This window comes from Mycobacterium sp. NGS29, from assembly GCF_059812965.1.
In genome coordinates this window covers 67416-79486 of record NZ_JCALDR010000019.1, presented here as the reverse complement: position 1 = coordinate 79486, position 12071 = coordinate 67416, and the positions used below count along the sequence as shown (strand labels likewise).

Annotated in this window: 11 protein-coding genes and 1 tRNA gene; 7 read left to right on the top strand and 5 right to left on the bottom strand. The window is 66.1% G+C overall.

The features are described 5' to 3' along the window. Positions 1–146: 146 nt before the first annotated feature. The 4 genes from AC5Y5Z_RS21735 to AC5Y5Z_RS21720 all read left to right on the top strand — a co-directional run bounded on the left by AC5Y5Z_RS21735 (position 147) and on the right by AC5Y5Z_RS21720 (position 2313). On the top strand, positions 147–980 hold the full coding sequence (locus AC5Y5Z_RS21735) for a lysophospholipid acyltransferase family protein (RefSeq protein WP_473139211.1): 834 nt from the start codon (positions 147–149) through the stop codon (positions 978–980). Continuing rightward, on the top strand, positions 980–1426 hold the full coding sequence (locus tag AC5Y5Z_RS21730; protein ID WP_499927457.1) for an SRPBCC family protein: 447 nt from the start codon (positions 980–982) through the stop codon (positions 1424–1426). Before AC5Y5Z_RS21735 ends, AC5Y5Z_RS21730 begins: the two co-directional genes overlap by 1 nt. 33 nt (positions 1427–1459) lie before the next feature. Further along, positions 1460–1630 (top strand): hypothetical protein, encoded by a 171-nt coding sequence (locus AC5Y5Z_RS21725; protein WP_499927456.1) that lies wholly within the window; start codon positions 1460–1462, stop codon positions 1628–1630. Between the two features lie 287 nt (positions 1631–1917). After that, entirely contained in the window at positions 1918–2313 is a 396-nt protein-coding gene (locus tag AC5Y5Z_RS21720) for a nitroreductase family deazaflavin-dependent oxidoreductase (RefSeq protein ID WP_463827517.1), read from the top strand. Positions 2314–2802: 489 nt separating this feature from the next. Here the strand turns inward: AC5Y5Z_RS21720 and AC5Y5Z_RS21715 are convergent. The 4 genes from AC5Y5Z_RS21715 to AC5Y5Z_RS21700 form a co-directional block, all read right to left on the bottom strand. Beyond that, positions 2803–2879, bottom strand: a tRNA-Met gene (locus AC5Y5Z_RS21715). A gap of 65 nt (positions 2880–2944) precedes the next feature. Then, complete coding sequence (locus AC5Y5Z_RS21710; RefSeq protein ID WP_499927453.1) at positions 2945–3754, bottom strand: crotonase/enoyl-CoA hydratase family protein; 810 nt, start codon at positions 3752–3754, stop codon at positions 2945–2947. Positions 3755–4014: 260 nt separating this feature from the next. Beyond that, positions 4015–6993 (bottom strand): UPF0182 family protein, encoded by a 2979-nt coding sequence (locus AC5Y5Z_RS21705; protein WP_499927451.1) that lies wholly within the window; start codon positions 6991–6993, stop codon positions 4015–4017. A gap of 78 nt (positions 6994–7071) precedes the next feature. Beyond that, positions 7072–8094 (bottom strand): YlbL family protein, encoded by a 1023-nt coding sequence (locus AC5Y5Z_RS21700; RefSeq protein ID WP_463828214.1) that lies wholly within the window; start codon positions 8092–8094, stop codon positions 7072–7074. A gap of 96 nt (positions 8095–8190) precedes the next feature. On the opposite strand from AC5Y5Z_RS21700, the gene AC5Y5Z_RS21695 reads away from it, so the two are divergent. Together AC5Y5Z_RS21695 and AC5Y5Z_RS21690 are read left to right on the top strand one after the other, a co-directional pair. After that, positions 8191–9561 (top strand): zinc-dependent metalloprotease, encoded by a 1371-nt coding sequence (locus AC5Y5Z_RS21695; RefSeq protein WP_499927448.1) that lies wholly within the window; start codon positions 8191–8193, stop codon positions 9559–9561. Positions 9562–9599: 38 nt separating this feature from the next. Beyond that, entirely contained in the window at positions 9600–10427 is an 828-nt protein-coding gene (locus AC5Y5Z_RS21690) for a cyclodehydratase (protein ID WP_499927446.1), read from the top strand. On the opposite strand, the gene AC5Y5Z_RS21685 is transcribed toward AC5Y5Z_RS21690, so the two are convergent. Next, on the bottom strand, positions 10424–10597 hold the full coding sequence (locus AC5Y5Z_RS21685; RefSeq protein ID WP_463828217.1) for a hypothetical protein: 174 nt from the start codon (positions 10595–10597) through the stop codon (positions 10424–10426). The genes AC5Y5Z_RS21690 and AC5Y5Z_RS21685 overlap by 4 nt on opposite strands. Positions 10598–10723: 126 nt before the next feature. Between AC5Y5Z_RS21685 and AC5Y5Z_RS21680 the strand changes: the two genes are divergently transcribed. Then, positions 10724–12067 (top strand): macrolide-binding ATPase MABP-1, encoded by a 1344-nt coding sequence (locus AC5Y5Z_RS21680; protein WP_463828218.1) that lies wholly within the window; start codon positions 10724–10726, stop codon positions 12065–12067. Positions 12068–12071: the final 4 nt, after the last annotated feature.

The following is a 12071-nucleotide window of genomic DNA, read 5'->3' as shown; positions in this document are numbered from 1 at the left end:
GGTTGCCGATGGTCTTTGCAAGCAGGGGGCGAGATGCCGATTCGCCGGTGTCGATTCGCTGGTGTGAAAGCAAAGCCCTGCGGGTAGTCGGTTGCTACACACGAGACGATTGCCCGCATCGACGCGGACCGAGGGACAGGACGAACATGGGCGTCATCGGCGAGGTCATGGACTGGACCCGCAAGCAAGTGGCGTCCCGGGTCCCCAAAGCCGATCTCGACCAACGCGACCCGGACTACATCCGCGATCAGCTGCCGGGAACGTGGCTCATCGCGTCACTCTACTTCCGGGCCGACGTACGCGGGCTGGACCGCATTCCCGCCGACGGGCCGGTGCTGCTGGTCGGCAACCACAGCGGCGGGAATGTCCCGCCCGACACGTTCGTCTTCACCCTTGCGTTCTGCTCGTACTTCGGTGTCGAGCGGCCCTTCTACCAATTGGCGCACAATCTTGTCGTCTCCGCGCCGCCGCTGGGCTGGCTACGCAAGTTCGGCACCGTCGCCGCAAACCACGAAAATGCCCGTCTGGCACTGGAATCCGGAGCCGCGCTGCTGGTTTACCCCGGCGGCGACTACGAGGTGTTCCGGCCATCATGGGAACGGCACAAGGTCGACTTCGGCGGCCGGATGGGATACGTGCGACTGGCCCGCGATGCCGGCGTGCCGATCGTTCCGGTCGCCAGCGTCGGTGGCCAGGAAAGTGCGCTGTTCCTCAACCGCGGCCAATGGCTGGCCAAGCTGCTCATGGCGGATAAGTTGTTGCGGCTCAAGAGTATTCCGATATCGCTGGCGTTCCCCTGGGGGTTGAACATCAGCGACCTCGCGGGCCACATACCGCTGCCCAGCAAGATCGTGATCGAGGTGCAGGAACCGATCGAGGTCGACGGGGACGATCAGGCGGTGCACGACAAGGTCATAGAAAGTCTGCAGGGCGGCGTCGATCGATTGGCCGCCGAACGTCGATTCCCGGTGTTGGGCTGATGCGCGTCGAACGACAGTGCGTGATCGACGCGGACCAAGATGCGGTGTGGAAGCTGGTCGGCGACCCGGACAGCTACCCGTCTTTCATGAGCAACCTCGAGCGCTGGGAAACGGCCAGCGAACAGGCCGCCGGCGTGGGTGCGCGGTACATCGTGCACTGGAAGATCGGCTCGGTCCCCATCGGCGGGTTGATCGAGGTGGTCGAATTCGACGAGGGCCGCGATGTGGCTTTCGTGGGTATCACGGGTATCACACTGCGCGGGAGGATCCGGCTGCGCGACGCCGGCGATGGCGAGACCAAAGTGACGTTCCGGCTGTCATACCAAGCACCCGGGGGGTTGCTGGGCTATATCGCGGACCGGATTGCGGTGCGGCAGGTGGGGCGCACCCTGGCGGATACGTTGAAGCGGTTGAAGGGGCTCGCGGAGGGCCGTTCACGCTCGTAGCGGGGACAGGAGAACCTGTCGGTAATCCTTACGTTGATTGACTCGACTCCCGACGGAAGCAAGCCGGCCATTCCGGTCATGGGGACCTTTGTCGTCGACGGCGAGGGGCGGATTACTCGCTGGACCACCTATTTTGACCTGAACCTGATCATGAAGCTCATGCAAGGTGACGACATCAGCGCGCTGGTGCCCATGCCGGCATGAGTGGGGACATTGCCACCGATTTGGGATCAGCGGCGCAGGAACACCTGGCGCGACACAGCGGCCGAGATCGACGACGTACTGGGAGCAGACGCGGATGTAGCGGCCGGCATCAAGAACCACGATGCCAGCGCTACGGCGTCAATGATGTCGCGCCTCGGTGGGCCCATTCGCACCGGACCTCCGCGACATGGCACCAGCTAACTCCCTAGTGACGGCGATCCGCTCCGGGCCGTAGCGTTCCCACAGATACTGATCATTTCAAGCTCGGATAGGAACGGGGAGGGTCCATGCGGGTGCCCAGGGCCGTGGCAAAGTTCAATAGTCGAGTCACCAACCCAACGGCTCGGTCGATCACGCCGTGGCTTCCAGGTCAAGGAACACTCGAACATGTCGGACGCAAGTCAGGCAAGCGTTATCGAACGCCGCTGTTGGTTTTTCCCATCCGCGACGGCTTCGTCGTTCTCGTCGGGTACGGGCTGAAATCGGACTGGCTGAAGAATGTGTTCGCTGCTGGACAGGCGGTGCTTCACAAGCGCGGCAAGAGTATCGCGCTCGCTGATCCGCGCCTCGTCAGCAAGGCTGAGGCGGCAGCCCTCGTTACCGGCGCCTCTCGCGTGTTCTACCGCCTGTTTCCGTACAACGAAGCGGCGCTGGTGTTGACCGAAGTCAATGCCACGCAGTGACGAGGGCAGCAGAACGGGTTCGGCGGTAGGCAATTAGAGTTCGAGACCGTACCCATTGCGTTTGCGGTGACGACGCTGGTGGGTGGTGGCGGTGATGCGTGGTAGGCGATTTCACTTGCGGGGGGCTGGGCCTCGCGCCGGCGCCAAGCCTGCAACTGAGGGCAGGAGCTGCTGGGGGGCTGCGTATTTGATGCCCAGGCGCATCTCGCGGATGCCTGCGCCGGCTTCGTGGTGTTGGTGGGTGCGATGGTGACAACGGGGTAGATGGCGAGATGTTTGCGTCGCGGCCGCGGGTCAAGCCGACGTAGGCCAGAGCGCGACTGGCTTGATCGGACCGGACGGTCCAGCGCACCCCTGCTGGCCCGCTGCGTAGCGCCGAAGCGTTCCCGACCCGTTCCCTTGCGACCGTTAGCTTTGCGGAGGTCGCCACAGTGTTTCCCGAAAGGCACGAAAATGGCCCCCAGGCTGTTGCCTGAGGACCATTCACGTTGGTAGCGGGGACAGGATTCGAACCTGCGACCTCTGGGTTATGAGCCCAGCGAGCTACCGAGCTGCTCCACCCCGCGTCGGTAAACGCAAGGTTACCCAACGTCGGGGAGCCCACCAAATCGCCTGGCAGGCCCGGCGAACCCTAGGCTCCGGTGAAGTTCGGCGGGCGTTTCTCCAGGAAGGCGCGCGGGCCCTCCTTGGCGTCGTGCGAGCCCATCACCTCCATCCCCAACTCCAATTCCCGGGGAAACGCGTCGGCTTCGGCCTTGGTCAGGTTCTCGACCACCGACGCCTTGATGTTGCGCACCGCCAGAGGGCCGTTGGCGGCCAACCTCTCGGCCAGTTCGCGGGCCCGCACCAGCGCACCGCCGCTCGGGGTCACGTGCCCGACCAACCCCACTTCATAAGCCCGTCGACCGGTGATCGGGTCGCCGACGATCAGCATGTCCATGGCGACCGTGTACGGGATCTGACGCGGCAGCCGCACCGTCGACGCGCTCATCGGGAACAGTCCGCGCTGCACCTCACTGACCGCGAGCTGCGCGTCCTCGGCAGCGACCCGAATGTCGAACGCCTGCAGGATCTCCATGCCGCCCGCGTAGCAGTAGCCTTCCACCGCGGCGACAATGGGCTTCTTGACGTAGCGGTCCTTCAGGAAACCCTTATAGATCAACGAAAAGTCCTGCCGCACACGCTCTTCGTACTCATTCTGAGCCGGTTCACCGGACAGCAGCGCACCGACTAAACGGTCGAGATCGGCACCGGCAGAGAAGTTTCCGCCCGCCCCCGTCATGATGGCGACTCTGAGTTCCGGGTCGCTGTCGAGCAGATCCCAGGCATCGGCCAAGCGACACAACATCTCCGAGTTGAAGGCGTTGCGCTTCTCGGGACGGTTGAGAGTGAGCGTCAATACGTGGCCGTCACGTTCGACGAGGACCGCAGGTTCGGGCATGGTCGCCTTCTTCTTATTGAGTGTTACGTGTCGCGCCGAGTGTATGGCCGACGCGAAGGATGCTTGAGACCGCGGCGAGCGTCCCCATAATGCCGCAGAAAGTGGCCGTTCAGCGCACATATGAGGGCGCTCGCGGCGGGCACGACGCTCGCGGAGCGGAGCGGGGCGGAGCGGAGCGGGGCGGAGCTGGGCGGCGGCGGCGAGCAGGGCGGGGCACGACGCCCGCGGAGCGGTGCGGGCGGGTCGGACGACCCGCCTCCCTACTTCGTGCTGTTGAACTTGGTGATGGCTTCGTCGAGCCGCTGCAGCGCCGACCCGTACGCAGCGAAGTCACCCTTCTTCTGCGCATCCCGGGCCGCTCCGATCGCAGCCTGAATTTCTTGCAGCACAGCGGATTTGGCCGGAGACAAGGTGCTCGCACCATCGGGGGGTGACGGGATCGCGGCCGTCGGCGGCGGCGCGCCCGGTCCGGACGCCGGCGGTGGCGTGCCCGGCGAGTTGGCCGGCAAGCCCGCATCGGTGGGCTGAATTCCGGTCGCCGCGGCACCCGCACCCGGCCCGAACAACCCGGTGAGCGCGTCGCCGACCGTCGGCCCGTAACCGATCTTGTCGTTGTACATCATCGCCACCCGGATCAATCGCGGATACGACGATGCGGCGTCGCTGGCCCCCGGCGATGCATAGACCGGTTCGACGTAGAGCAGACCGTTCTCCCCCACCGGCAACGTGAGCAGATTGCCCCACTTGATGCGGTTCTGGTTGTCGCGCCCGATCACCCCGAGGTCCTGGGACACCGCCGGGTCGGTGGTGATGGCGTTGTTGGCCAGCTTCGGTCCGTTGACGTTGCCTGGAATCGTGAGCACCGTGAGCTTGCCGTACGTCGCGGGGTCCGAACTGGCGCTGATGTAGGCGGCCAGGAAGTCCTGTTTGAACCTGTTCATTGCGCTGGTCAACTGATATGACGGCGAATTGTCGTTCTTGGCAAGGTTTTTGGCGACGATGTAGTACGGCGGCTGATAGCTGCTGGCGGTCGGGTTGGGGTCCAGTGGCACGTCCCAGAAGTCCGAGGTGGAGAAGAACGTCACCGGGTCGTTGACGTGATACTTGGCCAGCAGCATGCGCTGCACCTTGAACAGGTCCTCGGGGTACCGCAGATGATCGGCCAGTTCGGCGGAGATCTCACTCTTGGCCTTTACGGTGCCCGGGAACACCCGCATCCAAGCCTTGAGCACCGGATCGTTCTCGTCCTGCTGGTAAAGCGAGACGGTTCCGTCGTAGGCGTCCACGGTTGCCTTGACGGAATTGCGGATGTAGGAGACCCGCTTGTCGGGGGCCAGCCGGTTGAACGCCACCTCGGCCGAGTCCGCCGTCGCCGACGACAACGACGTGAGTTCGGAGTACGGATAGTTGTCCAGGGTGGTGTATCCGTCGATGATCCACACCAGCCGTTTGTTGACGATGGCCGGGTAGACCGCGCTGTCGGTGGTCAGCCACGGCGCCACCGCCTCCACCCGCTGCGCCGGGTCGCGGTTGAACAGGATCCGGCTGTTCGAGCCGATCACGTTGGAGAACAGGAAGTTTCGCTCGGCGAACTTCGCCGCGAACACCGACCGGGTCAGCCAGCTGCCGATCGGCACCCCACCACCGCCGGTGTAGGTGTAGTTCTTGGTTTCGTTGCTGGTCTCGTAGTCGTACTCGCGGTCCGCCCCGGTCTTACCGACGATCGCGTAGTCGGCGGTCGCGCTGGCGATGACCGGTCCGAAGTAGACCCGGGGCTGGTCCAGCGGGGCCGGACCGTCGGACACGATGCTGCCGTTGGCGCCGACGACGTTGACCAGGAACTGCGGGTAGCCGCCGTTCTGGTTCGGGTCGTTGGCGATGCCGCGCACGGTGTTGGCCGGTGACGCGATGAACCCGTTGCCGTGGGTGTACACCGTATGCCGGTTGATCCAGTCGCGCTGGTTGTCGATCAACCGGTCCGGGTTCAGTTCGCGGGCGGCGACGACGAAGTCGCGCAGCGCACCGGTGCGGTCCTTGTAGCGGTCGATGGACAGCTGCTCGGGGAAGAAGTAGAAGTTCTTGCCGCGTTGGAACTGGGTGAACGCGGGGCTGACGATCGTGGGATCGAGCAACCGGATGTTGGAGGTGGTGGCGCGGTCGGCCGCGACCTGTTGCGCGGTCGCCTGACTGTCGCCGGTGTAGTTGCGGTAAGTCACCACATCTGACGTGAGACCGTACGCCTGCCGGGTCGCCGTGATACTTCGGCTGATGTATTCGCTTTCCTTCTGCGCGGCATTGGGTTTGACGCTGATCTGCTCGACGATCAGCGGCCACCCGGCACCCACGATGAGCGAGGACAGCAACAGCAGCACCAAGCCGATGGCCGGAATCCGCAAGTCGCGCAGCGTAATCGCGGAGAACACCGCGGCCGCACAGATCAGCGCGATCGCCATCAGGATTAGTTTCGCCGGCAGTACGGCGTTGATATCGGTGTAACCGGCGCCGGTGAACGGCTTGCCGCCGCGGGTGTGCGACAGCAGCTCGTACCGGTCCAGCCAGTAGGCCACCGCTTTGAGCACGACCAGGACACCGACCAGGGTGACCAACTGGATCCGTGCCGAGCGGCTCAGCACCCCCGCGCGCCCCGACAGCCGGATGCCGCCGAACAGGTAATGCGCGACCACATTGGCCAGCAGCGCCAGGAAGACCGCGACGAACAGGTAGCTGAGTACCAACCGGTAGAACGGCAGCTCGAATGCGTAGAACCCGAGGTCCTTGCCGAACTGCGGATCGGTGATGCCGAAGTCGCCGCCGTGCAGAAACAGCTGCACCCGCACCCAGTAACTCTGCGCCACCATGCCGGCCAGCACGCCGAACGACGCCGGAACACCGATGCCCACCGACCGCAGCCGGCTCATCACCACCGCGCGGTACCGCGCCACCGGGTCGTTTTCGTTGCTCGGGACGAACACCGGGCGGGTGCGGTAAGCCGTCGCCAGACCGGCGAACACGATGCCGCCGACCAGCAGCCCGGCCACCAGGAACACCACGATGCGCGTGACCAGCACGGTGGTGAACACCGATCGGAAGCCGAGTTCGCCGAACCACAGCCAGTCCACGTAGGCGTCGATCAGGCGCGGGCCGGCCAGCAGCAACACGATCACCGCGAGTGCGATCAGGATCAGAATCCGGCTACGCCGAGTCAGCTTCGGCATCCTTGCGGCGGGCCGCATTCCCACTGGCTACGCTCCCTGCTCTAGTTTCCCGACGGTCACAACTGTACGCATCGCGCCGACCGGCCCGGCCTGCCCGCGGGGCTAGCAACTCGGGGTGGCCGCCCCCGCCTTCATCGCGCGCAGCGCATCGACTGCCGAGCTCAGCGTTTCGACCTTCACCAGCCGCAACCCGGACGGGATCTCGGAGACGGCTTCGACGCAATTCTTCGCCGGCACCAGGAAGACGGTGGCGCCGGCCGCGCGGGCGGCCGCCATCTTGTGCGTGATGCCCCCGATCGGCCCGACCTTGCCGTCGACGCTGATGGTTCCCGTGCCCGCCACGAACGTCGAACCGGCCAGGTCGTCGGTGGTGAGTTTGTCGACGACAGCCAGGCTGAACATCAGCCCGGCCGACGGGCCGCCGATATTGGCCAGGTTGAAGTTCACGCTGAACGACGCCCACGGCGCGTCCACCACGCCGACCCCCATGAACCCGTAGTCGCGGTCCTTGTTGCTGCCCAGGGTGATCTCCGCGACGCCGGGTGGCTCGTTCTTGCGCCGGAAGTCGATGGTGACCACCTGGCCCGGCTTGGTGTTCTTCAACAGCGCCGTGAACTGCTCGACCGTGGCCACCGGCGTGCGGTCGACGGCATCGAGGGCGTCGCCCGGCTTGAGCTTGCCCGCGGACGGCCCGTCCCCGGTGACCGTGGCCACCGTCACCGCCTCGGGGTACTTCAGATACCCCAGGGCGGCGTACTCGGCGCTGTCCTCGGAGTTCTTGAAGTCGGCGTTGTTGGCTTTGTCGACCTCGTCGCGCGACTTTCCCGGCGGGTAGACCAGATCGCGCGGAACCAGCTGTTCCTGACCCGAGATCCACAGCGTGATGGCTTCACCCAGGGTCAGGTCGTCGCGCTGGGACACCGTCGTCATGTTGAGGTGACCGGTCGTGGGGTGGGTCTGGGTCCCCTCGATCTGGACCACCTGCTTGCCGTCGACCTCCCCCAGGGTGTCGAAGGTGGGTCCCGGGCCCAGTGACACAAACGGAACCGTCACCACCGCCAGCAGCACGCCGAACACCACAATCGGCACCAGCGCGACCATCAACGTCAAAATCCGCCTGTTCACGCAGAACACACTAATCGGCGCCGTCCACGACCGATTCAGCTGCGAGCGTGACGGCGCACCGCGCTTTCTGTTTCCCCGGTGGGTACCGTTGACCCCATGGCTGACCTGCCCTTCGGCTTCTCCTCGGGAGACGACCCCGAGCACGAGAAGCGCGGGAAGAACGATCCCAACTCCGGATCGGGCGCGAACCCGTTCGGTTTGGGCGGCGACTTCGACATGGCCAACCTCGGCCAGCTGTTCACCCGGCTGGGTGAGATGTTCGGCGGTGTCGGCAGCGCGATGGCGTCGGGGGCATCGGGAAAGGACAGCGGCCCGGTCAACTACGACCTGGCCCGCCAGGTGGCGTCCGGTTCGCTCGGGTTCGTCGCTCCCATTCCGGCCACCACCAATTCGGCGATCTCCGACGCGGTGCACCTGGCCGAGACGTGGCTGAACGGCGCCACGGCACTGCCGGCCGGCACCACCAGGGCCACGGGCTGGAGCCCCACCGATTGGGTCGACAACACCCTGCACACCTGGAAACGGCTGTGCGACCCGATGGCGCAACAGATTTCGTCGGTGTGGGTGTCCTCGCTGCCGGAGGAAGCCAAGGGTATGGCGGGGCCACTGCTGCAGGTCATGTCGCAGATGGGCGGCATCGCATTCGGCTCTCAGCTCGGCCAAGCCCTGGGCCGGCTGTCCAAGGAGGTGCTGACCTCCACCGACATCGGTCTACCGTTGGGGCCCAAAGGAATTGCCGCGATCATGCCCGACGCGGTGGAGGCCTTCGCCGCCGGGCTCGAGCAGCCGCGCAGCGAGATCATGACGTTTCTGGCCGCCCGCGAGGCCGCCCATCACCGGTTGTTCAGTCACGTGCCCTGGTTGTCCAGCCAGCTGCTGGGCGCCGTCGAGGCCTACGCCCAGGGCATGCAGATCGACATGAGCGGAATCGAGGAGCTGGCCCGCGACTTCAACCCGGCGTCGCTGGCCGACCCGGCCGCCATGGAACAGCTGTTGAGCCAGGGGGTGTTCGAGCCCAAGGCCACCCCGGCGCAGACTCAGGCGCTGGAACGGCTGGAGACGCTGCTCGCGTTGATCGAGGGATGGGTGCAGACGGTGGTGACCGCCGCCGTCGGTGACCGCCTGCCCGGCGAAGCTGCGCTGAGCGAGACGTTGCGCCGACGCCGGGCCAGCAGCGGCCCCGCCGAACAGACGTTCGCCACGCTGGTCGGGCTGGAACTGCGCCCACGCAAACTGCGCGAGGCCGGGGCGTTGTGGGAGCGCCTGACGCAGGCTGCGGGCATGGATGCGCGCGACGCGGTCTGGCAACACCCTGACCTACTGCCCGGCGCGGACGACCTGGACGACCCGGCGGCCTTCATCGACGCGGTGATCGGCGGCGACACCAGCGGGATCGACAAGGCGCTTTCCGACCTGCAGGCCAAGCTCGACGACGACGGCCGCGACACCGGTCCTGTGGATAACTGAGTACGACGGTCCCCGCCGGCGTGGCAGCGTGACACGTCATGGCGCGGCCCGCACCTTGCTTGTACTGCCTGGACCCGGCCATGCCGGTGCTGCTGCGACCCGACGGCGCGGTCCAGGTGGGCTGGGATCCGCGCCGGGCCGTGCTGGTCCGCCCGCCCGGTGAATTGACCGCGACGAAACTGGCCGCCGTGTTGCGGTCCATGCGGTCACCGACGCCGATGACCGAGCTGCAGCGCCAGGCCGACGGCGAGGACCTGACCGACCTGGTCACCCAGCTGGTCAACCACGGGGTCGCGACCCGAGGTTCGCGACCCACCGCCGCCCGCGCGGCGTCGATCAGGGTGCACGGACGGGGTCCGCTGTCTGACCTACTGGTGCCGGCCCTGCGCAGCTCGGGGGTCCGGATCGGGCACAGCAGCCAACCGCACGCGACGGTGTCCAGCACCGTCGACCTGGTGGTGTTGGCCGATTATTTGGTTGCCGATCCGCGGATCCTGCGCGATCTGCACAGCACGGGTGTCCCACACCTGGCGGTACGGGTACGCGACGGCACCGGGCTGGTCGGACCGCTCGTCATCCCGGGCGTCACCAGCTGCTTGAGCTGCGCGGACTTCCACCGCCGCGACCGCGACGCGGCGTGGCCCGCCATCGCCGCGCAACTGCGCGACACCGTCGGCGTCGCGGACCGGGCCACCCTGCTGGCGACTGCGGCGCTGGCGCTCGGCCAGGTGAACCAGGTCATCGCTGCGGTCCGCGGCCAGCGGCCCGCTCCCCCGTCGGCCCTGAACGCGACGCTGGAATTCGACCTGAACAGCAGCGCCATCGTCGCGCGCCAGTGGACCCGGCACCCGCTGTGCCAGTGTTAGCCCAACCGGCCCTGCTCGGGGACGTTCGTCGAGATCGACGCGTAGGCCCGGGCCAGGGAGTCCAGCACGTCTTCGGTCAGGGTCCGCTCATTGCGGTGCTTGTCCAGGGTTTCGATGATGGCCCGGAACAAGGCGTCGGCGGCGTCGTGCTGGGTTTGTTTGGCTGACATACGGTCGGTCCACCCTCCGGGACAGGGAATCTGGGGAAGTGTTCGAGTGCGACCCGAAGAGACTACATATCGCTGACGAACCACCGCTGACTGTGCGGAATCGATGCAACGGATGCCCTGGCCGTGATGGATGATGGTGGAGTGTCAGAAATCAAGCGTGGCCGTGCGGCCCGCAATGCAAAACTCGCCAGCCTGCCGGTCGGCATGGCCGGCCGGGCCGCTCTGGGCTTCGGCAAGCGGTTAACCGGCAAGTCGCGGGACGAAGTCAACGCCGAGCTGATGGAAAAGGCGGCGAACCAGCTGTTCACCGTGCTCGGCGAGCTCAAGGGCGGCGCGATGAAAGTCGGCCAGGCGCTGTCGGTGATGGAAGCCGCCATCCCCGAGCAGTTCGGTGAGCCCTACCGCGAAGCGCTGACCAAACTGCAGAAAGACGCCCCCCCGTTGCCGGCCGCCAAGGTGCACCGGGTCCTCGACGCCCAGCTCGGCACCAAATGGCGCGAACGTTTCCGTGAATTCAACGACACCCCGGTGGCGTCGGCCAGCATCGGCCAGGTGCACAAGGCGATCTGGAACGACGGTCGCGAAGTCGCCGTCAAGATCCAGTACCCGGGTGCCGACGAAGCCCTGCGCGCCGACCTCAAGACCATGCAGCGGCTGGTCGGCGTGTTCAAACAACTCGCCCCCGGCGCCGACGTCCAGGGCGTGGTGGACGAGTTGATCGAACGCACCGAGATGGAACTGGACTACCGCCTGGAAGCCGACAATCAGCGGGCCTTCGCCAAGGCCTACGAGGGTCACCCGCACTTCCTGGTGCCGCATGTGGTGGCCAGCGCGCCGAAGGTGGTGATCCAGGAGTGGATCGACGGCCTGCACATGGCCGAAATCATCCGGCACGGCACCACCGAGCAACGCGACCTGATCGGCGTCCGGCTGCTCGAACTCACCTTCGACGCGCCACGCCGGTTGGAGATGCTGCACGGCGACGCCCACCCCGGCAACTTCATGCTGCTGCCCGACGGGCGTCTGGGCGTCATCGACTTCGGCGCGGTGGCACCGCTGCCGGGCGGCTATCCCATCGAACTCGGGATGACCATCCGGCTGGCCCGCGACAAGAACTACGACCTGCTGCTGCCCACCATGGAGAAGGTCGGGTTCATCCAGCGGGGCCAGGACGTGTCGGTCCGCGAGATCGACGAGATGCTGCGCCAGTACGTCGAACCCATCGAGGTCGAGGTCTTCCACTACACCCGTAAGTGGCTGCAGCGGATGACGGTCAGCCAGTTCGACCGGTCCGTCGCGCAGATCAAGACGGCACGGCAGATGGACCTGCCGCCCAAGCTGGCGATCCCGATGCGGGTGATCGCGTCGGTGGCCGCGATCCTGTGTCAGCTGGACGCCCGGGTGCCGATCAAGGCGCTCTCGGAGGAGCTGATCCCGGGCTTCAGCGAACCGGACGCGGTACCCGTCTGAGTTG

Bases quoted from the DNA above. Each gene is read 5' to 3' on its own strand.
- AC5Y5Z_RS21685 (WP_463828217.1), bottom strand. From the start codon at position 10,597: ATGTCAGCCAAACAAACCCAGCACGACGCCGCCGACGCCTTGTTCCGG.
- AC5Y5Z_RS21720 (WP_463827517.1), top strand. From the start codon at position 1,918: ATGCGGGTGCCCAGGGCCGTGGCAAAGTTCAATAGTCGAGTCACCAAC.
- AC5Y5Z_RS21680 (WP_463828218.1), top strand. From the start codon at position 10,724: ATGGATGATGGTGGAGTGTCAGAAATCAAGCGTGGCCGTGCGGCCCGC.
- AC5Y5Z_RS21695 (WP_499927448.1), top strand. From the start codon at position 8,191: ATGGCTGACCTGCCCTTCGGCTTCTCCTCGGGAGACGACCCCGAGCAC.
- AC5Y5Z_RS21690 (WP_499927446.1), top strand. From the start codon at position 9,600: ATGGCGCGGCCCGCACCTTGCTTGTACTGCCTGGACCCGGCCATGCCG.
- AC5Y5Z_RS21735 (WP_473139211.1), top strand. From the start codon at position 147: ATGGGCGTCATCGGCGAGGTCATGGACTGGACCCGCAAGCAAGTGGCG.
- AC5Y5Z_RS21730 (WP_499927457.1), top strand. From the start codon at position 980: ATGCGCGTCGAACGACAGTGCGTGATCGACGCGGACCAAGATGCGGTG.
- AC5Y5Z_RS21710 (WP_499927453.1), bottom strand. From the start codon at position 3,754: ATGCCCGAACCTGCGGTCCTCGTCGAACGTGACGGCCACGTATTGACG.